The 25,570-nt window shown below is 70.8% G+C and carries 26 protein-coding genes and 1 pseudogene; 8 read left to right on the forward strand and 19 right to left on the reverse strand.

Annotated features, from left to right (window positions below):
• Positions 1–154 precede the first annotated feature (154 nt).
• Positions 155–1,468 carry a hypothetical protein gene (locus AB0I42_RS21285; protein WP_357539282.1) on the forward strand — a complete coding sequence of 438 codons (1,314 nt, stop codon included), beginning with the start codon at positions 155–157 and terminating at the stop codon, positions 1,466–1,468.
• Between the two features lie 249 nt (positions 1,469–1,717).
• Here the strand turns inward: AB0I42_RS21285 and AB0I42_RS21290 are convergent, their stop codons facing one another.
• The 12 genes from AB0I42_RS21290 to pyrF all read right to left on the reverse strand — a co-directional run bounded on the left by AB0I42_RS21290 (position 1,718) and on the right by pyrF (position 14,854).
• Positions 1,718–2,587 carry an alpha/beta hydrolase gene (locus AB0I42_RS21290; protein ID WP_357539283.1) on the reverse strand — a complete coding sequence of 290 codons (870 nt, stop codon included), beginning with the start codon at positions 2,585–2,587 and terminating at the stop codon, positions 1,718–1,720.
• A gap of 126 nt (positions 2,588–2,713) precedes the next feature.
• Positions 2,714–4,648 carry a TOMM precursor leader peptide-binding protein gene (locus AB0I42_RS21295; protein WP_357539284.1) on the reverse strand — a complete coding sequence of 645 codons (1,935 nt, stop codon included), beginning with the start codon at positions 4,646–4,648 and terminating at the stop codon, positions 2,714–2,716.
• Positions 4,645–6,618: a TOMM precursor leader peptide-binding protein gene (locus AB0I42_RS21300; RefSeq protein WP_357539285.1), complete on the reverse strand. Its 1,974-nt coding sequence runs from the start codon at positions 6,616–6,618 to the stop codon at positions 4,645–4,647. Before AB0I42_RS21300 ends, AB0I42_RS21295 begins: the two co-directional genes overlap by 4 nt.
• Positions 6,615–7,502: a TauD/TfdA family dioxygenase gene (locus AB0I42_RS21305; RefSeq protein WP_357539286.1), complete on the reverse strand. Its 888-nt coding sequence runs from the start codon at positions 7,500–7,502 to the stop codon at positions 6,615–6,617. Before AB0I42_RS21305 ends, AB0I42_RS21300 begins: the two co-directional genes overlap by 4 nt.
• On the reverse strand, positions 7,495–9,093 hold the full coding sequence (locus AB0I42_RS21310; RefSeq protein ID WP_357539287.1) for a nitroreductase family protein: 1,599 nt from the start codon (positions 9,091–9,093) through the stop codon (positions 7,495–7,497). Before AB0I42_RS21310 ends, AB0I42_RS21305 begins: the two co-directional genes overlap by 8 nt.
• Position 9,094: 1 nt before the next feature.
• Positions 9,095–9,892, reverse strand: coding sequence for an ABC-2 family transporter protein (locus tag AB0I42_RS21315; protein WP_357539288.1), 798 nt, complete (start codon positions 9,890–9,892; stop codon positions 9,095–9,097).
• A gap of 1 nt (position 9,893) precedes the next feature.
• On the reverse strand, positions 9,894–10,688 hold the full coding sequence (locus AB0I42_RS21320) for an ABC-2 family transporter protein (protein WP_357539289.1): 795 nt from the start codon (positions 10,686–10,688) through the stop codon (positions 9,894–9,896).
• Positions 10,685–11,710: an ATP-binding cassette domain-containing protein gene (locus AB0I42_RS21325; RefSeq protein ID WP_357539290.1), complete on the reverse strand. Its 1,026-nt coding sequence runs from the start codon at positions 11,708–11,710 to the stop codon at positions 10,685–10,687. Before AB0I42_RS21325 ends, AB0I42_RS21320 begins: the two co-directional genes overlap by 4 nt.
• 19 nt (positions 11,711–11,729) lie before the next feature.
• Positions 11,730–13,079 (reverse strand): glycosyltransferase family 2 protein, encoded by a 1,350-nt coding sequence (locus AB0I42_RS21330; protein WP_357539291.1) that lies wholly within the window; start codon positions 13,077–13,079, stop codon positions 11,730–11,732.
• 113 nt (positions 13,080–13,192) lie between these two features.
• The gene (locus AB0I42_RS21335) at positions 13,193–13,393 is read right to left on the reverse strand and encodes a hypothetical protein (RefSeq protein ID WP_357539292.1); all 201 of its coding nucleotides are present in this window, start codon (positions 13,391–13,393) and stop codon (positions 13,193–13,195) included.
• A gap of 162 nt (positions 13,394–13,555) precedes the next feature.
• On the reverse strand, positions 13,556–14,008 hold the full coding sequence (locus AB0I42_RS21340) for a nuclear transport factor 2 family protein (protein WP_357539293.1): 453 nt from the start codon (positions 14,006–14,008) through the stop codon (positions 13,556–13,558).
• A gap of 45 nt (positions 14,009–14,053) precedes the next feature.
• Positions 14,054–14,854: an orotidine-5'-phosphate decarboxylase gene (gene pyrF, locus AB0I42_RS21345; RefSeq protein WP_357539294.1), complete on the reverse strand. Its 801-nt coding sequence runs from the start codon at positions 14,852–14,854 to the stop codon at positions 14,054–14,056.
• Between the two features lie 163 nt (positions 14,855–15,017).
• Here pyrF and AB0I42_RS21350 point away from each other — a divergent pair, with 163 nt between their 5' ends.
• Positions 15,018–15,866 (forward strand): helix-turn-helix transcriptional regulator, encoded by an 849-nt coding sequence (locus AB0I42_RS21350; RefSeq protein WP_357539295.1) that lies wholly within the window; start codon positions 15,018–15,020, stop codon positions 15,864–15,866.
• Here the strand turns inward: AB0I42_RS21350 and AB0I42_RS21355 are convergent.
• A complete protein-coding gene (locus AB0I42_RS21355) occupies positions 15,863–16,195 on the reverse strand; it encodes a tetratricopeptide repeat protein (protein WP_357539296.1) in 333 nt (110 codons plus the stop codon). The genes AB0I42_RS21350 and AB0I42_RS21355 overlap by 4 nt on opposite strands.
• Positions 16,196–16,224: 29 nt before the next feature.
• On the opposite strand from AB0I42_RS21355, the gene AB0I42_RS21360 reads away from it, so the two are divergent.
• Together AB0I42_RS21360 and AB0I42_RS21365 are read left to right on the forward strand one after the other, a co-directional pair.
• Positions 16,225–16,401: a hypothetical protein gene (locus tag AB0I42_RS21360; RefSeq protein ID WP_357539297.1), complete on the forward strand. Its 177-nt coding sequence runs from the start codon at positions 16,225–16,227 to the stop codon at positions 16,399–16,401.
• A gap of 248 nt (positions 16,402–16,649) precedes the next feature.
• Complete coding sequence (locus tag AB0I42_RS21365) at positions 16,650–18,197, forward strand: alkaline phosphatase D family protein (protein ID WP_357539298.1); 1,548 nt, start codon at positions 16,650–16,652, stop codon at positions 18,195–18,197.
• Positions 18,198–18,315: 118 nt separating this feature from the next.
• Here AB0I42_RS21365 and AB0I42_RS21370 read toward each other — a convergent pair whose 3' ends face one another.
• The 3 genes from AB0I42_RS21370 to AB0I42_RS21380 are packed head-to-tail and all read right to left on the reverse strand — an operon-like array spanning position 18,316 to position 21,820.
• On the reverse strand, positions 18,316–20,571 hold the full coding sequence (locus AB0I42_RS21370; protein WP_357539299.1) for a heavy metal translocating P-type ATPase: 2,256 nt from the start codon (positions 20,569–20,571) through the stop codon (positions 18,316–18,318).
• A gap of 14 nt (positions 20,572–20,585) precedes the next feature.
• Entirely contained in the window at positions 20,586–21,572 is a 987-nt protein-coding gene (locus AB0I42_RS21375) for a hypothetical protein (protein ID WP_357539300.1), read from the reverse strand.
• A gap of 38 nt (positions 21,573–21,610) precedes the next feature.
• Positions 21,611–21,820, reverse strand: coding sequence for a copper ion binding protein (locus AB0I42_RS21380; protein WP_357539301.1), 210 nt, complete (start codon positions 21,818–21,820; stop codon positions 21,611–21,613).
• A 148-nt stretch (positions 21,821–21,968) separates the two neighbouring features.
• Between AB0I42_RS21380 and AB0I42_RS21385 the strand changes: the two genes are divergently transcribed.
• The 4 genes from AB0I42_RS21385 (at position 21,969) to AB0I42_RS21400 (ending at position 24,188) form a co-directional block, all read left to right on the forward strand.
• The gene (locus AB0I42_RS21385; protein ID WP_357539302.1) at positions 21,969–22,271 is read left to right on the forward strand and encodes a metal-sensitive transcriptional regulator; all 303 of its coding nucleotides are present in this window, start codon (positions 21,969–21,971) and stop codon (positions 22,269–22,271) included.
• 173 nt (positions 22,272–22,444) lie between these two features.
• The gene (locus tag AB0I42_RS21390; RefSeq protein ID WP_357539311.1) at positions 22,445–22,993 is read left to right on the forward strand and encodes a carboxymuconolactone decarboxylase family protein; all 549 of its coding nucleotides are present in this window, start codon (positions 22,445–22,447) and stop codon (positions 22,991–22,993) included.
• Positions 22,994–23,291: 298 nt separating this feature from the next.
• Positions 23,292–23,933: a hypothetical protein gene (locus tag AB0I42_RS21395; protein ID WP_357539303.1), complete on the forward strand. Its 642-nt coding sequence runs from the start codon at positions 23,292–23,294 to the stop codon at positions 23,931–23,933.
• A 90-nt stretch (positions 23,934–24,023) separates the two neighbouring features.
• Positions 24,024–24,188: a BTAD domain-containing putative transcriptional regulator gene (locus AB0I42_RS21400; protein ID WP_357539304.1), complete on the forward strand. Its 165-nt coding sequence runs from the start codon at positions 24,024–24,026 to the stop codon at positions 24,186–24,188.
• 28 nt (positions 24,189–24,216) lie between these two features.
• Here AB0I42_RS21400 and AB0I42_RS21405 read toward each other — a convergent pair whose 3' ends face one another.
• The 3 genes and pseudogenes from AB0I42_RS21405 to AB0I42_RS21415 form a co-directional block, all read right to left on the reverse strand.
• On the reverse strand, positions 24,217–24,579 hold the full coding sequence (locus AB0I42_RS21405; RefSeq protein ID WP_357539305.1) for an IS3 family transposase: 363 nt from the start codon (positions 24,577–24,579) through the stop codon (positions 24,217–24,219).
• 41 nt (positions 24,580–24,620) lie between these two features.
• On the reverse strand, positions 24,621–24,920 hold the full coding sequence (locus tag AB0I42_RS21410; RefSeq protein WP_357539306.1) for a transposase: 300 nt from the start codon (positions 24,918–24,920) through the stop codon (positions 24,621–24,623).
• A 116-nt stretch (positions 24,921–25,036) separates the two neighbouring features.
• Positions 25,037–25,570: pseudogene (locus AB0I42_RS21415) on the reverse strand (amylo-alpha-1,6-glucosidase); the annotation flags it as partial.

Here is a 25,570-nt window from a genome sequence, read left to right on the forward strand (position 1 = left end):
GGGGCGACTCCCGGTCAACAACCAGGTCCGCTCGTTGCCGGGCGTCGGCAACCATCGGCAGGCCGACGCCCGCAGATGGGAGATTGCGCACGGTGGCTGCCCCGCACCGGCACGGGACAACGTCACCGTGCGATCTTGGTTACAGTGCGTATTCATGCGTGACACCCGTCCCCTGTTCCACCGCGCCGGAGCCGCGATGCTGCTCCTCGCCGGCCTGGTCGCCGGAGCCGCGAGCGCCGCCTCGGCGGCCCCCGGCTCCCCGCCGGGCGCACCGGCCGACCCCACGCCGGGCGGGACCGCCGACACCGCGACGACGGACACCGCGCCCCCGGCTGGAACGGCCGGCACCGCGACCGCCGTGGCAAGCGGTTCGGCCGACCTGTCGGTCACCGCCCGCGGCCTTACGGTCACCACCCCCGTGAAACGCAAGATCGCCACTCTGAAGGTCACCAACCACGGCCCGGCCACCGCCACCGGCATCCGGCTGCGGCTGGTCGGCTGGGTCGACGGCGAATCCACCGACGCGGGCGAGATCACCTGGTGTGACCGGCCCGGGCCGGTGACGTCGCCGATGCCGACGATCCCGCCCGGCCACCGTCTGGTGCCCGTCGGCACGGAGTGCGACCTGCCGGACCTGGGGCCGGGCCGGTCGTTGACCCTCGACATGGCGTTCCCGATCTTCGGCGGGGGTGTGATCGGCACGTTCGGTGAGTTCACCACGTACGTCTGGCACGCGGGGACCGATCCGGTGCCGGCCAACAACAGCGTGTTGAGCCGGCTCACCGGCAGCGACGCGGTCGTCGGCGCGGATCTGTACGCGTTGGCCCGGGACGTACCAGCCGACGCTTCCGGGCGGGTCGGCACGGTCGTCCCGGGTGGGCGGGGTGACCTGCGGTTCGAGATCGGCAACCAGGGCAGGACAGTGGTCCGCGAGATCGAGTTGACAGTCCGGCTGCCCGAGCACGTCAGTTTCGAGGGCGACGTGTCCGGGTGCGACTACGGCGCCGGGCGCCGCGAGGCCACCTGCGTCTACCGTGGCCTGTCACTCATCCCGGCCAAGGACGACACCGACCCGAACGACGACCGGTATTCGGGGCTGCGGTTCCGGTTCCCGGTACGGGTGGCGAAGTCCGCGCCCGCCCCGGCGCACCTGGCAGGTGGACGGCTGGAGGTGCGGGCGCTGGTCGACGAGGAGATTCCCCGGAACGTCCCCGCCGAACTGCCTCAGCAGGCAAGCCCGGTGCGTGCTGACCCGGAGGCTGCGCCGGACCGGGATCCGAGCGACAACACCGACACGTTCACCGTGTTCACCGCGGTGGATTCCGGTGGCGGTGGCGGCCTACCGGTGACCGGCGGGAACACCGCCCTGCTGACCGGTGCCGGCGCCGGTGTGGTCCTGGTCGGCGCCACCCTGCTGGCGCTCACCCGCCGCCGTCGCCACGGCACCCGCACCACCCCGCTGGCGTAGGTTCCGACGGGGCCACGCAAAGCCTGCGTGGCCCCGCCCAGGCTGTTCGAGTCGTGGCCTTGGGCGCCATACGGCGAGGTCGCCGCCCGGCAGGCTGGCAGCGTGCCGGACTTGAACGCGACCGCCGACCCACCTCCGTGTCGAAGAGGACGAGACCGCCGGCGACGTCCTGCCGTTCGGGATCCAGTTCGACCTTGTCGGGCCGGTCCGCGGTCACCGGGTCAGTCTGCGACCCTCCCCCGGGCTGCGTCACGGACCAGTTCCGCGGGTCTGGCCACTGTGTCGTGTCAGGAACGTGGTCACCGCCCGACGGAAGTCGTGCGGCCCTTCGACCCACGGCAGGTGGCCGGCTCCGGCCAGACTCACCCGTTGGCTGTCGGTCAACGCCCGGTGCAGCGAGTCGACGGCCCAGCGGGGACGGATGTCCTCGGCGCCGTCGATGATCAGCACGGGCAGGTCGAGCGCTCGGCACCGTACGGCTGTCTCGGTGTTGTCGAGCTCTTGCTTGACCTCGGCGTTGAGGGCCTGGTTGCAGTCGTGGTTGATGCCCAGCCACGGGTCGGCCATGCGTTCGGCGTGGTGCAGTGCGGTGCCGTGGTCGGTGAAGTCGGCCGACCATTGCAGTACCGCCTGTTCCCGGTCCTCGGCGGGCGTACGGGCGCGGCCGCCGAGTTCCGCCCACCGGTCCAGATGATGCCCGAGCCGCAGCCTCAGGTTCCGCTCGTAGTGCGGGTGCCAGCCGCGGTCGGGGTCGATGCCGGTCCCGGACACGTAGATCAGATGGCTGACCCGTTCGGGGTGCTCGATGGTGTACCGCAACGCCAGGTACGCACCCCACGAGTGACCCAACAGGGCCATTCGTGGTCCGGCCAGTTGGTCGCGTACCGCGTCGAGGTCGGCGACGAACCGGGCGACGCTGTACGGTCCACACCGCTGTGAGCGTCCACAGCCGCGCTGGTCCCATCGGATGGTGCGGACACGATCTTCGAGCAGCCGGGCGACCGGGTCGAGATAGTCCCACAGGCCCGGACCGCCGTGGCAGAGCACCAGCGGCGGCCCGGTGCCGGCCTGTTCGACCCACAGCCGGCAGTTGTCGTCGGTGCGCACGGCCAGGCTCATGGACGACAGTATGGCGGCCTGTGCGGGACCGCTCTTCTGACGCCGACTCAGAAACGATCCCCGGCAGGGTGGGTGCGACGTCGTGGTCCGGCCGGCGACGCACCCACCCTGGGTTCAGGACGGAAGTCAGGGGAATGGATGCGGATAGGGGTTGATCTCTTCGGGGGGTAGTGGTGTGGATCGGTACCCCAGCCGTACCGGAAGCTCCCGCAGCCGGGGCAGGTCGACCCGCCGGTTCCGGTGCCCGAAGACCATCGGCAGCGTGCCCGGAATGATGACCTTGACGCAGGTGAGGTCGACGGCGGCCTGTTCCCGGGCCGTCTGGTCGACGACGACCACGTCCAGACCGCTGTCGAGATACCGGTCCACGATCCAACGCAGGTCCGCGAGCAGATCGGTGGCCGGCCGGTAACGCTTCGAGTACGGGAACGCGGTCTCCATCGAGACGATCTCGTCGCGTCGGTAGAGGAAGCCGAACCGGTCCCAACTGTCCGGGGAGGCGGCGACCAGCGCGTGGTCCTCCATCGACCGGACCAGGTCGGAGTCGGCGACCAATCCCGGTGCCGTGGTGTCGCCGGCCACCATCTCCTTCGTGGCGTCGGCGACACTGGCCAGTTCGACCAGCCCGGACCACAGCGCCCGCTCGGGGTCGAGGTGCGCACCCGCGCCACAGAACGCCTTGGGTTGACCCGGACGGCCTGTCTCGTCCACCAGCATCAACCAGAGCGCGGGAACCCCTTCCGGCATCGTGATGTCGAAGACGTGCAGCCGACTTCCGGTGGACCGTTCCAGCCAGCGCACCAGCAGCCGGGTCATCGGGTCCGCGGAGGTCAGCGGGTCGACCCGTGGGACCGGCAGCCGGGCGAACCAGGTGGCCAGGAAGGCGTCGCGTTCGGCCACCTCGAAGATGCCGTGCAGGATGGCCTCTTCCAGGTTTCCGCCGAGCGCGCAGCCGTTGGAGCTCTCCAGCCCGAAGGCCGTCGCGTGGGAGCCGTAGTAGGCCGAACTCTCCGGGACCAGGACCGGGCCGCCCCGGCGGAAGGAGTAGCCGTACACCCACTCCACCGGCAGGTTTGGGTGGTAGCGCACGGCGTGTTCGTGCGGCGGGGCGTCGGGTAGTCCCAGGGTCGGCGGTTCGACCGCACGTTCGGGGCCGAGTTCGGCGAACGAGGCGGTTACCCGGGTCCGGCGGGACCGGGGCAGGGTGCCGCCCAGCCGCTCCAGCGCCTCGGCGATGGCGACCGACACACTGGCGGGATAGCTGAACGTGCGCCCGTAGCCGGACAGGTCGGTGCAGCACGCCGGTCCGCCGATGGCCGCGGCCAGGATCATGGGGTGGTTGTGGTGGATGGTCATCGACGAGATCAGTCCGGTCTCGACGTCGACCATGGTTTCCAGCAGCCGCTCGTGCTCGGCGGCGAGACTGCGGGCGCGGTAGTCGTCGGGAGCCTGTTTCGGCCGGGACACCAGGGTGAAGCTGCCGGCCTCGGGACCGTCGTCGGGCAGGGTCGAACACATCGGACATTCGGGGTCGGCGATGAACCGGTGCCGGCTGACCGCGAGGGTGGCGGTGGTGACCTCAAGTAGCGCGTCGGCGCAGCGGGGTGTGGCACCGCGCGCCACGCGCGCCAGCTCATCGGTCACCAACGCGGCCACGGTGGTGAGCACCGGCGGGCCGAGAACGGGAGCCGGCGCGGTGACGGATCCCTCGTACAGGCCCTGCCAGAGAGCCGACCGCTGGGGTGTTCCGGTGACCCGCGCCCGGCCTTCGCGGACCCGTACGCAGTGGTGACATCCGGGTTGCCCGGCGACGGTGAACGGACCGATCCGGACGCCACGCGGGGTCGGGTAGACCGGCAGGAAGTCCCGCCCGCCCTGATAGGCCGCGCGGGCCGCGTCCAACACCTGGTCGGCCTGGTCGACGCCGTCGACGACGAACAGGTCGACGGCGCGGCCGTGGTCGGTCCGGAACCGGTCCGTCGCCGCCACCACGGCCTGGAACAGGACGCCGTCCCCGTGGACCTGAACGGCCGGTGTCGGCGCGGTCATCGTCTCGGTCATCCGATACTCCCGGGTCCGGGTGCCAGCATGGCTTCGACAAGGAACGGGAGCACGTGGATGTCGGGGAGATGGTCGACCGGCCGCAGGAGCAGCCGCTGCCCGGAGTCGGTCAACTCCTTCAGCAGTGGGGCGAGCCAGCTGTCCCAGTCTCCCGCGCCGAGATCCGGACCGACGTCCGCGCCGGCCGGGCTGCGACCGGTGAGGCCGGCGACCGCCGTCTGCATCGCCTGTTCGAGGGCGGTGTCGGTGTCCGAGGCGGTGGTGTGGGCGAGCCAGCCGGAGGCGGTTCCGACGAAGACCGTCGGGGTGCTGGACGCGTCGCGCCAGGCGTGCAGGTCGTGTCCGAGGACGCTCATGTCCGCCGCCATGGTCCGGACCGGTTCGGGCCAGTGGGCCGGGTCGAGTGTGGAGCCGACCGGAACCGCCGGGTCGGGTGTGGAGCCGGCCGGGTCGGGAGGGCCGGGCAGGTGGCCGGCGTCCGGTGCCGTCGCCGCCGAACGGCGTAGCCTGAGCAGCGCCCGGCCCTGGGCCTCCGCCCAGGTGAACCCGGCGGCCACCAGCGGTGCCGTGGGCTCCGCCGGGACGACCTCGCCGGTGGCCGGGTCCCACCAGTGGGGCAGGTCGGTGGTTCCGGCCGGCGCGGTGTCGGTCACCGTGGCCGCCCGCTCGGCGAGCGACTCCACCGCGGCCACCGCCGCACGGCTCAGAGCCTGCCGGCGACTGTTACCGATGGCGGTGACGGTCGTCGGTCCGGTCCCGGTGCCGGCCACGTCGGCGACGGTCGCCTCGATGCAGCTCACCGACATCTGTGACTGCCGGCCGGTGCCGATGTCGAGGATCGGCCCCAGCCGAGGATCGATCAGCGTGGCCACCCGGGTCGCGAACGTCTCGGCGTCGACCGGGGTCCGGCGGGCCATCACCGCGATCCGCTCGGCAAGCGGTTCCGCCGGTACGGAACCGCGGCAGGCGCGGCAGCGGGGATGGACGCCGAGCAGGTGTTCGCTGGTGACCGCCGATTCCAGGTCGATGTGGGTCATGCGGTTGGTGGCGGCGGTCTCGGCGCCGACGGCGTGCCGGAAGTAGCCGAATCCGAGCGCCGTTCCGATGAGTGCGCCCACCGGAGCGGTGAGGTATTCCGCGACGGCGTCCGGGTGGTCCGTTTCCAACGGTGCCTCGCCGGACGGGCTGGTGCCGTGCAGGCTCCGGACCGCGCATTCCCAGCAGCCGCCGACAGCTCCACCGCCGGTGGGGCCGACCCAGGCGCTGCCGGCGGTGGCGAGGGCGTGCAGCACCGGTACCCCGTGTGCGCGGGCCACCCGGTTCAGGGTCAGCGCCCGGCCGGCCATCAGCCGGTCGGTGCAGTGCAGTACGGCGTCGTATTCACCGACCACGGCGGCGAGCGCGGCGCCGTCGGCGAGTTCCGGGCGCAGACTCAGCTCGACGGTCGGGTCATCGGCCCGGCAGCGGTCGAGGATCCGCTGGCAGGCCGCCTGTTCGGTCGGCGACTCGGCGGTTTCGACCAGGGTGGCCGTCCGCAGTCCGAGGTCGAAGAGGGTCTGGACCAGTGCGGCCAGGCCCGGTCCGGCGCCGATGAGCAGGACCCGGCTGTTGCGGAAGGATTCGAAGCGGTGCAGCGGGGCGTCGGCGGTGTGTTCGGCGAAGGAGATCGCCTGCCGGTATCGGCTCAGTTCCCAGTCCTGTAGCCGGTGTGGCGGCTCCCGGTCCAGGTCACGGGCGATGCCACGGTGGACGAGCATGGCGACCAGGTCGGTGACCAGCCGCTGTTGGTTGGCGGGCAGGCTTTCGGTCAGTTCCGCGACGGTCCGGCTGCCGTCCAGGTGCGGGGCGATCCGTCGGATCAGTCCGTACGCGGCCCCGCCGCTGATCTCGGTGCTGGTGGTACCCGTCTCGAGGTAGACGCCGGCGTCGGTCGCCACGTACATCAGGTCGTCGCGCAGCTTGGCTCTCATGCCGTCACCGCCGCCCGGTCGAGCATGCCCATCCGGACGAGGACGGCGCGTCCGGTGTCCTGGAACGCCTGACGGCCGTGCAGGTACCGGGAGTTGTCGACGAGCAGGATGTCGCCCGCCTGCCAGGGCACGGTGACGGTGAGGTCCGCGGCCGCCGCGGCGGCGGTGGCGACGAGGTCGTCGTCGACCGGTGTCCCGGCCGGGGTCCGCACCCGCAGCCGCTGGTCCCGGTACTCGTCGTCGCGCGGCCGGCTGATGAACAGGGAGTTGCAGAAGGCGGGGACGGCGCCGAACCTGGTCGGCGGGGTGCAGCGGGTGCCGAAGCCGGTCGTCATCACCTCGTCGGTGAAGTCGACGTGGATCGACTCCCACGGCCGCAGGTACGGCTCCCACTGCCGCAGCGAGCGCCGCGCTACGGCCCGGTCGGTGGTGCCGAACATCTGCTGCCAGGCTGCGGTCGGCATCCGGCTCTCCCAAATGATTTCCATCTTTTCGAACTGCTCACGTACCGGCTCGGGCAGGGCGGCGAGCAGCGCGACCCCGTCGCAGAGCGTCGTGCCGCCGCCGTCGGCCGCCGGTCGTTCGCAGAGGAAGGTCAGCAGGTCGGGTGAGCCCGGGGCGTACGACGCCTCGCGGTGCAGCGGCATTCCCTGGGTGCCCCGGGTGACCGTGGTCGTGGTCGGGTCGTCACCGACGACGTCGCGCTCGTCGTGGAATGCGCCGTCGTACGGCAGTGGCGTCATCAACGCGTCGCCGAGCCGTACGAACGTCTCGCGCCGCCAGCCGCCGTCGCGCAGCAGTGCCGCCCCGTGTCGGGCCAGGGTCGCCAGGACCGTGTCCGGTGCCGGTTGGCCGGTCAGCACCGGTATCTGGTCGTCATCCATCCGAGGTTCCTTCCGTGAGTGCCACGGCCAGCAGTCCGGCACGCGGTTTCGGCGCACCGAGCAGGAGCTGCACCACGGGGGTGTGTCCGTGCGGCAGTCCGAGTTGTTCGGCGGCGTCGCGGGCCGAGAACCCGCCGATCGGGCGGGCCGCCGCGCCGACCGCCTGGCAGGCCAGGGCGGTCAGTTGTACGACGGCGCCGGTGAGCAGGTGGAGCTGGCGGAACGCCGTGGGTGTCAGGTCGGCCATCGGTGGGTTTCCCCCGGCGACGACGAAGACGGTGACGCCGGCGGTCGCCATCCGGCGGTCGACCACGTTGGTGGTCGGGGCCTGCGGCCCGGCGCCGGCCGATGGCCACAGCAGGTGCTGTCGCGGGTCGTACCGGTAGGCGCCGGGCGGCAGCCCGTCCACCTGGTTGACCAGGCACCACAGCGACGGGTGGAGCGGGTGCCGGGACAGGGTGTCCAGTGCGGTGGTGGTGGCCCGGTGGCCGCCGGCGTACGCGAGGACGTCGGCGAGTTGCCCGAGGCGCAGGCCGGGGGCGAGGTCGCTGGCCGAGACCCGGCCGGCGGCGGCGTCGACCAGGTTCAGGGGCGTGACCTCGGGCAGGCGGACCGGTGCCGTGGTGGGCGGCGGTGGTGGTGCCGCCGCCCCGGTGTCCGGCGGGTGGGGATCCGCGCGGACCGCCACGTCACCCCCGGCCGAGATGGCCCGGTGCAGGGCGACCGCGCTGGGATCGGCGTCGGCCAGGGCGAGCCGGTCGTTGGTCAGGCCGACCGGGTCCGGCGGCGGGGTCCGGGCCGGCGGGGTGCCGGTCTCGACCGTCGCGGTGGTGGGGAGTTCGATCACCGCGTAGACGCTCTCCACCAGGCCGTCGAGGCCCAGCAGGTCGTCGGCGGCCCGCGGATCGGGAGCCAGGTGGACGGTGCCGGCCGGTGTCGACGTGAGCAACTGTCCGAGAAGGACACCGATGTCGATGGTGCCCAGCTGGTAGCCGAACGCGCGGTATTTGCCGCTGTTCTTCCACGGCCGGCAGGCCAGCAGCAGGGCGCTGCGCCGTGATCGGTCCGCCGGGTTTGTCGTCGGGCCCAGCAGCCGGTCCAGTTCGGCGACCGGATTTCCCGCGCGGAGCAGTTCCAGGCAGTGATGTACGTGGTCGTAGTGGTAGACGCCGGCGGGCAGTTCACCGGACCCGGTCCAGGCGAGGTAGATCTCGCCGGGATAGTAGGCACCCCCGGACGGTACGGACCAGCGCAGGGTGAACCAGGCGGGCAGGACGCGGGCGAAGACCGGCCCGCTCGACGGGGTGCCGGTCAACGCCGACAGCCCGGCGGAGGTCAGCGTCTCCACCCGGCGGGGTCCGTAGCCCAGCAGCAGTGCGCTGATCCGGTCGAGGCCGGCACCGGTCAGCGGTGGTGCCCCCGGTCCCGGCCAGGGCAGCGGTGTACGCGGGCTGCCCGGATAGCGTTTGCTCCGCGGCGGTGGGTAGGAGGCGGGTGCGGCGGCGCTCTGGGCGCGCACCGCGTTCAGATAGCGACCGACGACGCCCTCGACACCCTCCGGCCCGGGCCGGCTCTGCGGTTGGGGTCCCATCTCAGTTTCCCGCGCTTTCGTAGCGACGCAGCCCGGCTTCGAAGACCCGCCAGGCGCCGAAGGCGCAGGCCAGCGCGACGACCGGGGTCAACGTTCCGACCGTGGCCGAGACACCTTTGCCCAGCAGTGCCGCGGCGGGGAAATAGCCGACGAAGGCGACCGGGACGACGGTCAGCAGCGACCGCACGCCGGTGCCGTAGACGGTCAGTGGGTACCGGGCCAGGTCGCCGAGCATGTGCACGCTGACCGCGATCGAGTTCGACGGGCTGAGCAGCCAGAACGCCACCGCGTTGGTGGCCAGGTTGACGGCGATCTTCACCAGCAGTCCGCTGGCCAGCAGGAGCCCGGCCCACAGCACGGTGGCCGGTGACCAGGCCACGTCGATCCGGCCGACCGCCGCGGCCAGCAGCAACGTGCCGAACACGACGTTGCCCAGGCCGTTGACGCCGACCGCCGCGCCGGTCACCTGGAGCACCACCGGGTACGGGCGGACCAACTGGTAGTCCAGGGCGCCGAGGTTCACCATGCCGCTGAGATGCCAGGCACCTTCGAAGAACAGCGAGCCGATCCCCTCGGCGAGCATCACCATCGCGCAGACGCAGAGGACCTCCCACTGCGTCCAGCCCTGTAGTACGGGCACCTGCCGGAAGATCGTGGCCACGAAGACCAGCCCGGCCAGTTGGCCCAGCACGGCGGCGCCGATGGTGAGCAACGCGTCGGCCCGGTACTCCAGGACGGCACGCAGGTGCGCCCCGAGCAGTCTGCGGTAGATCCGTACCGCCTCGATCGGCCCGCTCATGTCAGCCCCCGTGCACCACGAGCCGACGTACCGCGACGCGCCAGAGCAGTCGGGCGCCGATCCAGAGCACCGCGACCCACAGCAACTGGGTGCCGATCAGGCACATCGATTCGGCGCCCCGAACCTGGCCGAGGAAGATCAGCGCCGGCGTGGAGACGATGCCGGGAAACGGCGACCAGGCGCAGATCGTCTGCAGCCATCCGGGATACAGGGCGATCGGCACCAGCGCGCCGGACAGGATGTTGGTGATCGCGACCCGGGACAGGCTCAGGCCGTGGAAGTTGCCCGTCCAGAAACAGGCCAGCCCGACCAGATACACCAGCGCGAACTTCAGCGGCACCATCGCGGCCAGACTGAGCAGGAACACCCCGGCCTGGGCGGGGTCGGGAAGCGGCATCCCCCCGAACGCGACCAGGAGGACCGAGCCCATCACCGCGACCACGAACAGCTCACCGACGAGATAGCCGACCGACTCGGCGAACCGCGCCAACTGGTAGTCGATCGGCCGGACCAGGTCGAGGGCCACCGAACCGTCCAGCACCCGGACGGCGATCTGCCCGTCGGTGAAGCTGGACAGCAGGGTGCCGGTCAGAAAGGCGATGAACAGATACGCCTTCATCTGCTCCCAGGACAGTCCGGCCATCTCGCCCCCGGGTTCGGCGGCGAACAACGCCCGCCACACCGCGAACAGCGCCACGGTCTGCACCGCGACCCCGGCGAGCTGGAGCAGGAACTCACCCCGGTAGACCAGGACGGTCGACCAGGCCATCCGGGCCAGACTCCGGTACGGTCTCATGCCGGCGTCGCCGAGGTCGGCCGACCGAGTTCGCCCGCGTACGCCCGGCGTACCACGTCTTCGATCGACGGCTCGTCGATCCGCAGGTCGACGACCGGGACCCGGGCGGCCACCGCCGCCACGACCTCGCCCGCGCCGTAGGTCGCGTGGTCGAAGGCGATCGAGATGTGCCGGGGTGACGTCCCCGGGGACAGGTGGGTGCCCGGCAGGTCGGCGTCGAGGTTCCCGGTCCAGTCGGCGTCCAGCGTCAGGTGCAGCGTGCGCTGCCGGGCGACCTGCTCGCGTACGACGTCGATCGGCCCGTCGAAGATGATCCGGCCACCGTCGATGATGACCAGGCGCTGGCAGACCTGCTCGATGTCACCGATGTCGTGCGTGGTCAGCAGCACGGTCGTGCCGGCGCGGCACTGGGCCCGCAGGAAGTCCCGGACGGCCTGGCGGGCGATGATGTCCAATCCGATGGTGGGTTCGTCGAGGAACACCACGGACGGCGAGTGCAGCAGCGCGGCGGCCAGGTCGGCCCGCATCCGCTGGCCGAGGGAGAGCCGGCGGGCCACCACCGGCAGCAACTCCCCCAGGCCGAGCAACGCGTCGAACTCGGCGAGCCGTTCCTCGTACCGGCGGCGTGGAATGCGGTGGATGTCGCGCAGCAGCGACAGTGAGTCACGGACCTGGAGGTCCCACCAGAGCTGGCTGCGCTGGCCGAACAGGACCCCGATGTTGCGCGCGTTGGCGAACCGGTTGCGGTGCGGGACGATGCCGCAGACCTCGACCTGCCCTGCCGTCGGTTGGAGGATGCCGGTGAGCAGCTTGACGGTGGTCGACTTGCCGGCGCCGTTGGGTCCCACGTAGGCGACGGCTTCCCCGGCCGCGATGGTCAGGTCGATGCCGTCCACGGCGGTGTGCGAGCGGTGCCGGGGCCGGACGAGGTGGCTCAGCGATCCGGTCAGGCCCGGCCGTTTGTCGGGCATCCGGAAGGTCTTGGTCAGGCCGCGGGCCTCGATCACAGGGGTGTGCGTCATCAGCGTGGTCGGCCCGGGGTCACTCGGTCGCGGCGGCCGGCGGGAGGTGCGGGCGCAGACGCAGCACCGTACCCAGGCCGTCGACGTCGCTGACGGCGGTCTCGAACGCGGTCCGCAGGACACGGGTGAGGTAGCCGAAGGTCGACGCGTCCGGGTCGACCGCGCCGGAGAGTTCGGCTCCGGTGCTGACCAGGTGGACCTCCCCGGCGAGGGCGCCGGCGACGTTGATGAACTGGCAGAGGTCGTCCCACCGCAGGTAGCGCCAGAAGTCGACGCTGACCACGGCGTCGAGGCTGCCCGGGGCGATCGGCGGGCTCATGCCGATCAGGTGGTGGTTGGTGGGGCCGGCCGGGGCGGCGTAGTCGAAGGTCAGGGCCCCCTCGGGCAGGGTCGTCCGGTCACTGCCGGTGCCGATCCACAGCACCCGGTGGCCGGGCAGGTGCGGCTGAAGGAGGTCGACGGCGGGTCCGATCCGGCAGGCCGACCGGGCCAGGCAGTCGGCGATCGACGCGCGGTAGTGCACCACCCGCTCCGCCGAGTCGTAGACCTCCAGCATGCCGACGAACTCCCACTCGACGACGAGGTACTTCTCGGCGACCAGACCGCGGTTGTTCGCGAAGTCCTGCCAGTTCCGGTCGATGTTGCGGTGGTGCGGCAGGTGGTAGGCGGCCGCCGCGTCGTCGTAGGCGAAGTTGCGTTCGAGTAGCCCGAGATGCCTGTGCACCCGGTAGAACAGCTCGATGTCCTCCAGCCCCCAGCGCAGCCCGAACCGCTCGTCGAACCCGCCGACCTCGTCGAACAGCTTCCGGGAGACCGAGACGTTGTGGGTGAACGCGAACAGCCAGCCCGCCTGCAACCATTCCTCGCCGGCCGGGTGCCCGGCCGGAAACCGCAGGTCACCGCCGCCGTCGGCGCGCCGGTTCGGTACCGGGATGGTCGGCTCGCCGGCCAGCGCGGCGTTGACGTGTGACAGCCCCAGTTCGTCTCGCCGCCCGATCAGGACCGCGGGCCGGTCGGTGTCCAGGTGGTGGGCCAGGTGTCGTTCCAACAGTTCGGGTGTCGCGTACGAGTCGGAGTCGAGGAACAGGAGCAGGCCGGCCGAGGCGTGCCGTACCCCCGCGTTTCGTGCCGCCGCCCGGCCCTGGCGCTCGGCCAGTTCGACCAGCCGCAGGTTCAGTCCCTTGCCGGCGTCGGCGACGTCGGTGTAGTCGCCGCCGTCACCGCCGTCGCGTACGACGATCACCTCGAACCGCTCCGGTGCCAGGCTCTGCCGACGCAACGACCGCAGTGTCAGTTCCAGGCACTGGGCGTCCTCGTGCGTGGGAATCACCACGCTGAGTTCGACACCGCCGTTCACGTCGGAAGCCATACCTGAATCCCTCCCGGATCCTCGTGTGTGGTCAGGGGTTGGGGCGCCGGCGCCGACGCCCCAACCAGCCGCCGGCACACCGCGTCGCGGCATGCCGGCGGGGCGCTACCCGATCAGTGGCAGTTGATGCAGCACCACTGGATGGGCCGGCCGCCACAGCCGCCGCCGCAGCAGCTCTTGCCGTCGCTCGCGCCCTCGGTCACGGCAACGCTGCCAACCGGGGCCACCGTGTACAGGCCGGTCGACTGCTCGTCGCCGTCTGCCCACGAGATGTCGGCCGCGTCCAGATCGGACAGATCGAGTGCTCCACCCATCACGAACCTCCTTCAGGTGAGGTGATCATCGCGACGAGTGTAGGGAGCGCTCCCATCGAGCCTCCACAGAAGAATGGTCACGGGGAGGTAACTGGCGAAGAGTCGCATCGGCAGCCGGATCGACGCTCCAACCGGCGGCAACCGCTGCGATACGCCCTCCGGTCAACCGTCCGTGGCGGTGTCCCGGCCGGTGGGGCTGGCGTGTGCCGCGATCAGGCGCCATCCCTCGTCCTCGTCGAGGATCCAGGTGCGGGTGTAGCGGACCCGGGCGGCGAACGGTTCGCCGTCGAGGGCGCCTTCCAGCGTGCCGAGGAACCAGGTCACGCCGGTGTCGCCGGCCACGAGAACAGCCAGGTCCTCCTCGTCCACCCGGGTCATCGACTGCCGGCCGGATCGATGAACCCGCAGGTCGTCCTGCTTTGAATACAGATCGCCATCGGGTCCGGTGAACACGAGCCGATCATCGATCAACCGATCCAGCTCCGCGACATCGGAGGCCAGTTGGGCCCGCTGCAGACGCCGTTCGGCAACGCGCAGCGCCTCGACCAGGGCAGCATCCGCGCCACCCGTTCCCGCGCCGAGAACATCGTCCGCCGGCTGCCCCACTTCAGACATCGATTACCTCCTGATGAGCTGACCGGAACACGTTCGGCCATCGCGTCATTCGGAAAGCCGCTGGTTGAAACGCGCCGCAGCAAGGTGGGCCGCCTGGGCGAAGTCGGACCCGGACGAGGCGTAGAGGATCGCGCGGGAGGAGTTCGCGATGAGCCCGAACGATCCCTGCGCCTTGCCCACCCGCAGGCACTCATCGACATCCCCGCCCTGAGCGCCCAGGCCGAGCAGCAGAATAGGCATGTCACCGACGGCTTCCCTGATCCGGGCGAGCTTGGCCGGCTCGGTGGCGCCGGCGGTCACCGCGCAGTTGCCGAGATGGTTCCAGTTGCCTGCCACCCTGCGACACACGTACTCGTACAGCGGGATGCCCTCGGGGCCGACGGGCAGGTCCTGGAACTCCCCGACACCGGCGCAGGAGTTCGCCCCCATCACGATCACGCCTTTGTCCCGGCGTCGCAGGAACGGCTCCAGGGACTCGCGGCCCATGTACGGATGCACGGTGACCACATCGGCGCCCCAGGTGTCGAAGACGGCCTCGGCGTAGTAGAGGTTCGTGTTGTCGATGTCCCCGCGCTTGGCGTCGACGATGACGACACGGTCCGGATGTGCCTGCTTGAGATAGGTGATCGTGCGCTCCAGCGCCTGGACCCCCGGTACGCCCATCCGCTCGAAGAACGCGCTGTTGAGCTTGAACGCCGCGGCGAACTCCGCCGTCGCGTCAGCGATCTCCCGGCAGAAGACCGTCACCCGTCCCGCGTCATCGGCCCCCAAGCCCACCGGCAGCCTCGACAGATCCGGGTCCAGGCCGACACACACCAGCCGTCCCTGCGACCACTGCCGCCGCATCAGCTCGAAGATCCCGCCATCGGTCGCCACGCGTCACACCCTACGGGGGACCACCGCCGCCCGGTATTGACGGACCGCCGTGTGAAGGGGGGATCGACAATCCGAGGCTGCGGTCAGGAGCCGCTGGTAGAACAGAGGAACGGCAACCAGGAAGGAAGCAGCCATGATCGACCGAGCCGGGCTCGCCGAGTTCCTCCGCCGCCGCCGGGAGTCGTTGCAGCCCGAAGACGTCGGCCTTCCGCGCGGGCAGCGGCGCAGGACCACCGGCCTGCGCCGCGAAGAGGTCGCGACGCTCTGCCACATCTCCACCGACTACTACAGCCGGCTCGAACGGGAGCGCGGACCGCACCCCTCCGAGCAGATGATCGCCTCGATCGCGCAGGGCCTGCATCTGTCTCTCGACGAGCGCGACCACCTCTTCCGCCTCGCCGGACACAATCCTCCCACGAGGGGCGCGACCAGCGAGCACATCAGTCCCGGCCTGCTCCGCATCTTCGACCGGCTCACCGACACCCCGGCCGAGATCGTCACCGAACTCGGCGAGACACTGCGGCAGACCCCGCTCGGCGTCGCTCTCACCGGCGACCTCACCCGATACCAGGGCCCGGCCCGCAGCATCGGTTACCGATGGTTCACCGACCCGGCCACCCGGGCCCTGTACCACCCCGACGACCACGCGCTGCACTCCCGGGTATTCGCCTCCGGGCTCCGCAGGACGGTCACCCTCCGCGGACCTGACTCATGGGCGGCTCACCTTCAACGCCTCCTGCTCGACCGCAGCGAAGAGTTCCGCAGCGTATGGAGCGAACACGAGGTCGGTATCCGCTACAACGGCGTCAAACGCTTCATGCACCCCGAGATCGGTGCCCTCGAACTGACCTGCCAGATACTTCTCGACCCCGACCAGGCACACTCCCTTCTCGTCTACACCGCCGTCCCCGGCAGCGAAAGCTACGAGAAGATGCAGCTTCTGTCCGTCATCGGAACCCAACACATCGCCCTGTCCAGCTAGCCGCCCTGGTCGATCCGCTGCCGCAGCACCGCTGCCTGCGGGTGGCGCAGGCCCTCCAGGATCCGCATCGAACTGACCCAGTCCGCCCGGGCCGCTCCGTGGTCGCCCGCCGCCCACCGGTCGTCGGCCCGGTGAACCAGCACCTCCGCCTCGAAGAACCGGTCGCCTATCTCGCGGAACAACGCCAGGGCGTGCGCGTAGCACTGATCGGCCCGGCGGTGGTCGCCCAGTCGCGCGTAGGTGCAGCCGAGTGTGTCCCAGGTGCTGGCTTCGCCGTGGCGTTCCCCGAACCGCCGGAGCAGGAACAGCGCCGTCCGGGTCTGACGCAACGACTGGCGGAGGTCGCCCGCCAGCGCATGTGCTCTCGGTCTGGAACAACGGGCAGTCGACCCGATACCCCGGTGTCCGCTACTACTACAGCAACAACTACAACAACCCGGCCGGGTGCACGCGGCGCTGGAACCGGGGCAATCTGCAGGGGACGTACAAGCTGCGGTCACACCAGTGGACCACGGACAACTCCTGTGGCGGCTGACAGCCCTCGGAGACGGGTGCGGGCCGGAGGTGAACTCCGGCCCGCTCGTCCTGGGTCGGCCGCGCACCGGGGTGACGTACCGGCGCACCGAAGGCGCTCGATCCGCAAGCCCCGGCGCTGAGCTGCGGCGACGAGGAAAACGTTTCCAAACCCGCCCCCGGGGTTTGCCTGCGGGTCGCCGTACGGTCTGCTTCCCCCTGAAATCTCGTGCGGGCCAGCAATCGATGACAAAGGTGGCCCCCAGTTCCATGACCAGCCGATACCTCCTCAGCCGCCGTACGATCCTGCGGACCGCGGGCGTGGCCACCGCGACGATCGCGAGCGGCCTCACCGTTGCCCCGCGCGCCTTCGCCGGCGCCGTGCCGGACTTCGCGACGACTCCGTTCACCGTCGGCGTCGCCTCCGGTGACGCGATTCCCGGGGCGGTCGTCATCTGGACCCGCCTCGCGCCCGCGCCGACCGCCGTGGGCCAGGGCATGGACGGGGTCGGCAGCGTGCCGGTCGGGTGGCAGGTGGCGCGGACGCCGGCCGCCCTTCAGTCCGGCGACCTCGTCGCCGACGGCACCACGACGGCGGACCCGGAACACGGCTGGTCGGTGCACGTCGACGTCACCGACCTGCGTCCCGACACCGCCTACGCGTACCGGTTCGTCGTCGGCGACTGGGTCAGTCCCGTCGGGTTGACCCGCACCACGCCCGTACCGTCGGCCGACCGGACCGCCAGGTTCGCCGTGGTCAGCTGCGCGAACATGGCCCGACCCGGCGGCGGTCTGTTCTACTTCAACGGGGCCGCGGACCTCGGGCGGCGCGACGATCTCGACTTCGTCGTCTTCCTCGGCGACTACATCTACGAGTTCGGCCGCCCGGGCCACATCCCCAACCGGGCGGTGGTCTCGCTGGACGACTACCGGCGCCGGTACGGGCAGTACAAGTCCCGCGACGCGCTGCTGGCACTACACGCCCGCCACCCGGTGTACGTCGTTCCCGACGACCACGAGTTCTTCGACAACGTGGTCGGCGGGGATCCGGACATGACGGAGGCGGCACGCGAGCGGTTCAGCAACGCGTTGCAGGCGTACTGGGAGAACATGCCGCTGCGGGGCGGGCCGCCGGTCTACGACGCCGCGTCGGGCCGTAAGCACCTCCGCCTGCACCGACAGGTGCGGTGGGGGCGGAATCTCGACCTGCTGCTCGTGGACGACCGGCAATGGCGTACGCCGGCCGGCACGATCCTCGGCAAGGAGCAGATGTCCTGGTTGCTGGGCAAGGTCGCCAGCTCGCACGCGACCTGGACGGCGATCGGCTCCGGAGTCCCCGTCTCCTGGTTCCCCGGGTTCCCCGGCACGATGGACAAGTGGACCGGCTACGAGGCCGACCGCTCCGCGCTGACCGATGCGCTCGCCGCCCGTCTCGCCGCCCGCGGACGCCGCGCGTTCAACCCCGTCGTGGTCAGCGGCGACACCCACCGCGCGATCGTCACCTCGGTCCGGCAGCGGCAGACCGAGAACTCCGCGCTGGTGGCGACGGAGTTCGTCGGGCCCCCGATGACCAGCAACAGCGGTACCGACTTCGAGGCGTACCTCGACCCGGGCGCGTTCCGGGCGCAGTACGCCTACGGGGACCCGGGATCCCTCAGCTCGTACCGCGGCTATCTCGACTGTACGGCCGACTCGACCTCGTGGACGGCGGCGTTCGTGCTGGGCAACGCGGTCGAGCGGCCGGGCGGCACGGTGTCGGTGATGGACCGGTGGCGGGTCGACGCCGGTGCTGCGATCGGTTCGGTCTACCGCCTGTGAACCAGTGGCCGGGACGGCTCCGACACGCGGAGCCGTCCCGGCGCACCGAGGGCCGGCCCGGCGCCGCCGATCTCGACGCGCACCCGGCGGTGACCGGTGCGCGTCGAACGCGCGGCCGCTAGCTGGTGCTTCGGAAGCCGCGCAGGCGGAGGCTGTTCGCCACCACGAAGACCGAGGAGAAGGCCATCGCGGCACCGGCGATCATCGGGTTGAGCAGGCCGGCGGCGGCCAGCGGCAGGGCGGCGACGTTGTAGGCGAAGGCCCAGAACAGGTTGCTCTTGATGATGCGTAGCGTCCGGCGGGCGAGCCGTATGGCGTCCACGGCAGCGGTCAGGTCGTCGCGGACCAGGGTCAGGTCGGATGCCTCGATCGCCACGTCGGTCCCCGTACCCATGGCCAGCCCCAGGTCGGCCTGGGCGAGCGCGGCGGCGTCGTTGACTCCGTCTCCGACCATCGCGACGGCCTTGCCCTCGGCTTGGAGCCGCTTGACCACGTCGGCCTTTTCCGCCGGCAGCACCTCGGCGATCACCTGGTCGATGCCGACCTCGGCGGCGACGGCCGTGGCGACGGTGGTGTTGTCGCCGGTGAGCAGGACCGGAGTCAGGCCGAGTGCGCGCAGCCCGGTGACGGCCGCCCGGCTGGTCGGCTTGACCGTGTCGGCGACGGTGAGGACGCCGCGCGCCCGGCCGTCCCAGCCGGCCAGGACCGCGGTTCGGCCGGCGGCCTCGGCCGCGGTCGCGGCCTGTTCGACCTCCCGCGGTACGTCGAGTCCGCGCTCGCGCAGCAGCCGCAGCCGGCCGACCACCACCTCCCGGCCGTGCACGGTGCCGGTCACGCCGAGACCCTCGGCGTTCGCGAAGCCGGTCACCGGTGCCGGTGCGCCGGTTCGTGACGCCTCGGCGGCGATCGCCCGAGCGATGGGGTGTTCGCTGGCGGCCTCCAGCGCGCCGGCCAGCCGAAGCAGTTCATCACGGTCCTGACCGTCGGCGGGCAGCACGTCGACCAGGGCCATCTTTCCGGCGGTGACGGTGCCGGTCTTGTCCAGCAGTACGGTGTCGACCCTTTTCGTGCTCTCCAGCACCTCCGGGCCCTTGATCAGGATGCCGAGCTGGGCGCCGCGGCCGGTGCCGACCAGCAGGGCGGTCGGTGTGGCCAGGCCGAGGGCGCATGGGCAGGCGATGATGAGCACCGCCACGGCGGCGGTGAACGCGGCGGTCAGGCCGCTGTCGTTGCCGATCCAGAAGCCCAGGGTGGCGGCGGCGAGGGCGATCACGATCGGGACGAACACACCGGAGATCCGGTCGGCGAGGCGCTGCACGGCGGCTTTGCCGGCCTGGGCCTGCTCGACCAGCTTCGCCATCTGCGCCAGTTGGGTGTCGGCGCCGATCCGGGTGGCGGTGACCACGAGGCGGCCGCCGGCGTTCACGGTGGCGCCGACGACGGTGTCGCCCGCGCCGACCTCGACCGGAACGGACTCGCCGGTGAGCATGCTGGCGTCGACGGCCGAGGTGCCCTCGTCGACCACCCCGTCGGTGGCGATCTTCTCGCCCGGCCGGACCACGAACCGGTCGCCGACGGCAAGCTGTTCGACCGGGATCCGGGTCTCCACTCCGTCGCGGAGTACCGCGACGTCCTTGGCGCCGAGTTGGAGCAGGGCACGCAGGGCCGCGCCGGCGGTGCGCTTCGAGCGGGCCTCGAAGTAGCGCCCGGCGAGGATGAAGGTGGTCACCCCGGCGGCGGCCTCCAGGTAGATGTTGCCGGCGCCGCCCGTACGGCTGATGTCGAAGCTGAACGGGTGCGTCATGCCGGGCGTTCCGGCGTCGCCGAGGAACAGTGCCCACAGCGACCAGCCGAACGCGGCGAGGGTGCCGAGCGAGACGAGGGTGTCCATGGTGGCCGCGCCGTGGCGCAGGTTGATCCAGGCGGCCCGGTGGAACGGCAGGCCACCCCAGACCACGACCGGGGCGGCCAGGGTCAGCGACAGCCACTGCCAGTAGGTGAACTGCCAGGCGGGCACCATGGCCAGCAGGATCACCGGCACGGTCAGCACGACCGAGACCCACAGCCGGGTCCGCGTACCGCGCGTTTCGTCGACCGGCTCGGCGGCCGGTTGCGAGCCGGTCGGCGCGGGCGGGGGTGGCAGGACGGCGGTGTAGCCGGTCTTCTCGACGGTGGCGATCAGATCCTGCGGCGTGACGGTGTCGTCGTAGCGGACGGTGGCCTTCTCGGTGGCGTAGTTGACGGTGGCGGTGACGCCGTCGAGGCGGTTGAGTTTCTTCTCGATCCGGGCAGCGCAGGAGGCGCAGGTCATCCCGCCGATTTCGAGTTCGAGCTGGTTGCGTGCGACGCGCAGCGGTCTGGCGGGTGAGGTCATGACGTGCTCCGCTTTCAGTTGTGGGGGTGGCCGGGCTCGCCGTGCCCGCCAGTGGCTGATGGGCTCGGCGTCGCGGGACCGGCCGGGGCGGTGCCGCCGACCGTGGGGGCCTCGCCGGCGGTCAGGGTGAATTCGGCGGTGTGCACGGTGCCCTGGTGCTGGAAGTCGAGGAAGAGCCGATACGTGCCGGCCGAAGGGACCTCGGCGAAGAAGGTGACCCGCGGTCCCGGGCTGGTCCGTCCGTCTCCGGGCTCGCCTTCGGGGTGCACGTGCAGGTACGCCAGGTCGCCCTCGCGCAGGGCGACCAGGTGCCCGTAGGCGCCCAGGTAGGGCTGCAGGTCGGTCACCGGAGCACCGGCGCGGCTGACGGTCAGGCTCAGTTCGGCGGTGCGGCCGGGCTGGAGAGTGCCGTCGATCGTCACCGTGTATCCGTCGACCGAGCTGCTGGTCGCCGGTGTCGGCAACGGTCGTGGGGTGAACGGGCCGGGAACGGATACGTCCACGCCCAGGGTCAGCGGCGGGCCGCCGCTGGGGGTGAAGTCGGCGAAAGCCCGCCAGGTGCCGGGCTCACCGACCGGGGACGCGACCCGCCAGGTGCCGTCCGGCGCCATCTCCGGGTGTACGTGCCGGAAGCCGGAGAGGTCCCGGCGGGTCACGATGAGATGCATCCGCTTCTCGTGTGCCTCGTCGAAGGCGGTGACGGTGTGGGCGTCCGGGCCGGTGATCCGGAAGGCGAATTCGTCCACCGGTGCCGGGACCGGGACGAGGGTGTAGCCACGGTCGGAGACCAGCAGTCCGCCGGGAATCGGGTTGGCCGCTCCCGGGTCGCTGTCGTGGCCGCCGCCGTTGTCGTGGCCGCCGGCCTGGTGGCCGGTGGTGCTCTCGTGGCGGGTGTCGGCGGCCGGGGCGACGGGGTCGACGACGTGGCCGACCCCGTACGCCGCGCCGAACACCGCCGCGAGGCCGAGGGCGAATCCGCTCAGCTTCGTCGCCGTGTTCATGTGACTGGCACCTCGGTTCCTTCGGGGTGGTGGGAACTTCAGGCGGCGACGAGGTCGTAGCCGGCCTCGTCGACCGCGGCCCGCACGGTGGCCAGGTCCAGCGGCGCCTCACTGGTCACGGTCACCCGCCCGGCGGCGAGGTCGACCTGGACGTCGCTGACGCCCGCGATCGCACCGATCTCGGTGCTGACCGAGTTGACGCAGTGACCGCAGGTCATGCCCTTCACCTGGTACGTCGTGCTGGTCATGGAATGCTCCTCTCACATCTCACCTATACTCCCCGGGGGTATTCGCCGGGCGGACGCCCGCGACCGCCCATGTGACCTAATACCGGGGAGGGGTATCGCCACGTACGACCGTAGCATACCCGGGAGGGGTACGTTATCCTCGGTTTCCATGACCACACCGAACCCGACCCCGACCCGGGGCTACACCGCCACCAAGGACCAGCTGCTCGCGCGACTGCGGCGCGTCGAGGGGCAGGTCCGGGGCATCGAGAAGATGGTCGACGACGACCGCTACTGCATCGACGTGCTCACCCAGATCTCCGCGATCCAGGCCGCACTCGACAAGGTGGCCCTCGGCCTGCTCGACGGGCACGCCCGACACTGCATGCACGAGGGAGCCGCGGAGGGCCGGGCCGACGAGATGGCCACCGAGATGATGGCCGCCGTCGGCCGCCTCATGAAGCGTGGCTGACCTCGTTGGGCGTGCACCCATCGCAGATGTCGCCCGATCCGCTACCCCAGACGGTCGTACGACAGTCCCTGTTGGACATAGCCAGACGACCCTTGAGATGACGTGGGTGATCGACTAAATTCGATCATTAGGTACGCTCGGGAGCGGCTTCGTGATTCTAGGAGAGTGACCCCATCGCATACATCGATCTAGGGGTGGACGAGACGGAGCTGCCCGGCGTACGTGGGCCGCTGCGCTTCCGGCCGGAGACCGGCCAACCGCTACTTGAGCTGGTCGAGGTGCTGCTGCGCGGACCACACCCGCTCTCCCCCGGCGAACGGGAACTGATCGCCGCGTACGTCTCCGGCCGCAACGAGTGCACCTACTGCTGCTCGGCGCACTCCGCGTACGCGGCGGCGCAGCTCGACGAGGGAATGACCCTGGTCGACCAGGTGCGCTCCGACCTGGAAAACGCCCCGATCTCCGCGAAACTGCGCGCCCTGCTGCACATCGCCGGCGCCGTCCAGGTCAGTGGGCGCGAGGTCACCCCCGAACTGGTCAAGGCCGCCCGCGCCGAGGGCGCCACCGACCTGGAGATCCACGACACGGTGCTCATCGCGGCGGCGTTCTGCATGTTCAACCGGTACGTCGACGGCCTCGGCACCCAACCGGCAACCGGTCCCGAGTGGTACACGAAGGCGTCCGAACGCATCGTCAACACCGGCTACCGGCAGGTCGTCTGACGACCATCCGGCTCCACTTCCACCCCACGTCGCATCGCCGTCGCGGGACGCGGGTGGTGACCGCCAGTTCCGGCCGCGCTCACCGAGGCGTACCGCTTGGCGGCGCCACCTGATCGTGATCGCGACGGTGCCGACCCCGGGTACACGCCGCTCCCACACGATCCAACACCTCCCCCGCGATCCCGTCGCCTGACGTGGACCAGTCGGGGACAACTCGTGGACTGCCTGAGGACCGCCGGTCCGACTCTGGTGCACGAGCCACGACAGGTGGCGCGTGACGAGCAAGAGGAGGAGTCCCGTGAAGAAGCTGCTCTCGCTGGCGGCTGCCCTGATCCTGACCTCGGGGGCGTTCATGGCCAGCCCCGCCCGTGCTGCGGTTCCGCTCCCCCTCACCATCGACGGCAAGCCGGCCAGCCCCGACGGCATAACCAGGTACAACGGCCGGCCGCTCTACATGGCGGCGATGCTGGACCGTGGCGCGGCAGCGGAACTTGTCGCGTTCACCAGCCCGGCCGAGTTCGAACAGTTCGTACGCAAGAACGGCGGGCCGGCGAACGCGCTGGCCCAGCCCACAAAGGAGATGACGGAGGGCCCGAAAGGAGCGACCGGAGAAACATCCGCAGGGACGACCGGACCATCGATCAACTTCACCAACAGTACGGCGATCTATGAGCACTCACACTTCCGCGGGAACCTGCTGACGACCGCGAGCGGTTGGGGGTATCGCGATCTGAGCAGGGTGAGCATGTACTGCCATCTGTGGTGCATCGACTGGAACGACCAGGCGTCATCGGTAGCGGCCGACAACCACAACGGCCAGACGATCTGGGAGCACGCCGGGTGGACCGGATCGGCACTGTGGACTCCGGGTGGATGGGGACAGGTCAACCTCACCGATCTCGGTTGGAACGACCGCGCCTCGTCGTTCGCGTCCTGGTAGGCAAAGAACCCGCACGCGTGGCTGGTGGGGGGGGGGCGAAACAGTCGGACGGGGGCCGACGGGCAGACTCGCTCTCGACAGGGCCGCCGGATGGCCGCTCGTGGGGATCTGCCCGGCGCTGTCGCTCAGCTGCGACGCGCGCTGGCGTTGTGGCGCGGCACCGCCTTCACCGGTGTCACGGAACGGCTGATCGTATCCGCCGGGATCCAGCTCGACGAGCAGCGCCGAAACCTGTCGATGACGGTGGCCAGGTAGAACTTGCCCTCGTCGGTGCGGATCTCGGTCATGTCGCCGCACACACGACATCCGGCGCCGGCGCGGTGAACACCCTCTTGACCAGGTCTGGCGCGGCCGGACGTGTACCTGGGCGGGTCAGGTTCCGGGGGCGGCGCCTGATGCGGGCGGTCAGGCCGGACTCGGCCATGAGCTGCGCGACCGTGTTGTCGGAGACCCGCCAGCCCTGCTCGCGCAGCTCGATGCCGATGCGGGGGCTGCCGTAGGTGCCGCCCGAGTCGTCGAAGACCTTCTGGACCGCGGCCGTCAGCCGGGCACGTCGGTCATCACGGGATGTTGGCGGCCGGTCGCGCCACTTGTAGAACCACGACTCGGACACCCCCAGAGCCCGGCAGGTCAGCGCGTGCGGCACACCATGATCGGTCCTCTGGGAAGCGATGAAGGCGGCCACGCTCACCGGCTCGTCGCTTCCTTGACCCACAGGACCACGGATCGCTTGAGGACATCACGCTCCATCGCCAGCTCGGCGTTCTCCCGCCGCAGCCGGGCCAGTTCCGCCCGCTCGTCCTCGACCAACTGCCCGGCAGCTGCCTCACCGCGAGCCTCGTGGTCCCTCTTCACCCAGTTCGCCAGGGTCCCACTGTTGATGCCCAGGTCACGGGCGACCTGAGCGATCGACTTACCCGTCTCACGCACGATGCGTACTGCGCCCGCCCGGAACTCCGGATCGAACTGGCGTCTCGTCTCAGCCATGAACCTCCAGCTCAGATCGACCAGCCTCGCGTGTCGAGTTGTGCCCTTCGGTGAGCGGTTGCCGGTTGGGGCGCTTGGTGCAGCGCTCGCTCTCCTTCGGGGGCGAGCCCGTGCGGTCAGCGTCGCTCCGGGTGGGCGCGTCCGACTGCACCCGCCCTGCCCCACCGCCCGGGGATGTCGAGCAGTTCGATCCGGCCCATGCCCGGGGGCACGGCCGGTCTGGCCACCAGGTGCTCGCCGCGTGGCTCCATGCCGAGCATGGTCCGCAGCAGCAACAGGGGAGTTCCGGTGGACCACGCCTGTGGGCTGCACGCCGTGGGGTACAGCACGGGATATCTGGTCAGCGTCCGCTCGTATCCGCCGAACGCCTCGGGGAGCCGCCCGTCGAAGTGTTCCGCGGCGTCGATGATTCCCTCGGCGATGCGGCCGGCCTCCTGGTGGAATCCGTAGCGGCGTAGCCCCCAGGCGATGAAGGAGTTGTCGAACGGCCACACGGTGCCGACGTGGTAGCCGATCGGGTTGTAGCGTCCCTCGCCGGTGCCGAGCGTCCGCACCCCCCAGCCGGAGAACAGTTGGGGGCCGAGCAGGTGTTCGGCGATCTTCGGTGCCCGGGATTCGTCGACGATGCCGCTCCATAGCAGGTGGCCGAT

This window comes from Polymorphospora sp. NPDC050346 (assembly GCF_040655695.1).
GTDB classification, from domain to species: domain Bacteria; phylum Actinomycetota; class Actinomycetes; order Mycobacteriales; family Micromonosporaceae; genus Polymorphospora; species Polymorphospora lycopeni.

What these genes read in the sequence shown, in the direction of transcription:
- AB0I42_RS21285 (WP_357539282.1), top strand. Translation starts at nt 155, where the DNA reads ATGCGTGACACCCGTCCCCTGTTCCACCGCGCCGGAGCCGCGATGCTG.
- AB0I42_RS21290 (WP_357539283.1), bottom strand. Translation starts at nt 2,587, where the DNA reads ATGAGCCTGGCCGTGCGCACCGACGACAACTGCCGGCTGTGGGTCGAA.
- AB0I42_RS21295 (WP_357539284.1), bottom strand. Translation starts at nt 4,648, where the DNA reads ATGACCGAGACGATGACCGCGCCGACACCGGCCGTTCAGGTCCACGGG.
- AB0I42_RS21300 (WP_357539285.1), bottom strand. Translation starts at nt 6,618, where the DNA reads ATGAGAGCCAAGCTGCGCGACGACCTGATGTACGTGGCGACCGACGCC.
- AB0I42_RS21305 (WP_357539286.1), bottom strand. Translation starts at nt 7,502, where the DNA reads ATGGATGACGACCAGATACCGGTGCTGACCGGCCAACCGGCACCGGAC.
- AB0I42_RS21310 (WP_357539287.1), bottom strand. Translation starts at nt 9,093, where the DNA reads ATGGGACCCCAACCGCAGAGCCGGCCCGGGCCGGAGGGTGTCGAGGGC.
- AB0I42_RS21315 (WP_357539288.1), bottom strand. Translation starts at nt 9,892, where the DNA reads ATGAGCGGGCCGATCGAGGCGGTACGGATCTACCGCAGACTGCTCGGG.
- AB0I42_RS21320 (WP_357539289.1), bottom strand. Translation starts at nt 10,688, where the DNA reads ATGAGACCGTACCGGAGTCTGGCCCGGATGGCCTGGTCGACCGTCCTG.
- AB0I42_RS21325 (WP_357539290.1), bottom strand. Translation starts at nt 11,710, where the DNA reads ATGACGCACACCCCTGTGATCGAGGCCCGCGGCCTGACCAAGACCTTC.
- AB0I42_RS21330 (WP_357539291.1), bottom strand. Translation starts at nt 13,079, where the DNA reads ATGGCTTCCGACGTGAACGGCGGTGTCGAACTCAGCGTGGTGATTCCC.
- AB0I42_RS21335 (WP_357539292.1), bottom strand. Translation starts at nt 13,393, where the DNA reads ATGGGTGGAGCACTCGATCTGTCCGATCTGGACGCGGCCGACATCTCG.
- AB0I42_RS21340 (WP_357539293.1), bottom strand. Translation starts at nt 14,008, where the DNA reads ATGTCTGAAGTGGGGCAGCCGGCGGACGATGTTCTCGGCGCGGGAACG.
- pyrF (WP_357539294.1), bottom strand. Translation starts at nt 14,854, where the DNA reads ATGCGGCGGCAGTGGTCGCAGGGACGGCTGGTGTGTGTCGGCCTGGAC.
- AB0I42_RS21350 (WP_357539295.1), top strand. Translation starts at nt 15,018, where the DNA reads ATGATCGACCGAGCCGGGCTCGCCGAGTTCCTCCGCCGCCGCCGGGAG.
- AB0I42_RS21365 (WP_357539298.1), top strand. Translation starts at nt 16,650, where the DNA reads ATGACCAGCCGATACCTCCTCAGCCGCCGTACGATCCTGCGGACCGCG.
- AB0I42_RS21370 (WP_357539299.1), bottom strand. Translation starts at nt 20,571, where the DNA reads ATGACCTCACCCGCCAGACCGCTGCGCGTCGCACGCAACCAGCTCGAA.
- AB0I42_RS21375 (WP_357539300.1), bottom strand. Translation starts at nt 21,572, where the DNA reads ATGAACACGGCGACGAAGCTGAGCGGATTCGCCCTCGGCCTCGCGGCG.
- AB0I42_RS21380 (WP_357539301.1), bottom strand. Translation starts at nt 21,820, where the DNA reads ATGACCAGCACGACGTACCAGGTGAAGGGCATGACCTGCGGTCACTGC.
- AB0I42_RS21385 (WP_357539302.1), top strand. Translation starts at nt 21,969, where the DNA reads ATGACCACACCGAACCCGACCCCGACCCGGGGCTACACCGCCACCAAG.
- AB0I42_RS21400 (WP_357539304.1), top strand. Translation starts at nt 24,024, where the DNA reads ATGGCCGCTCGTGGGGATCTGCCCGGCGCTGTCGCTCAGCTGCGACGC.
- AB0I42_RS21410 (WP_357539306.1), bottom strand. Translation starts at nt 24,920, where the DNA reads ATGGCTGAGACGAGACGCCAGTTCGATCCGGAGTTCCGGGCGGGCGCA.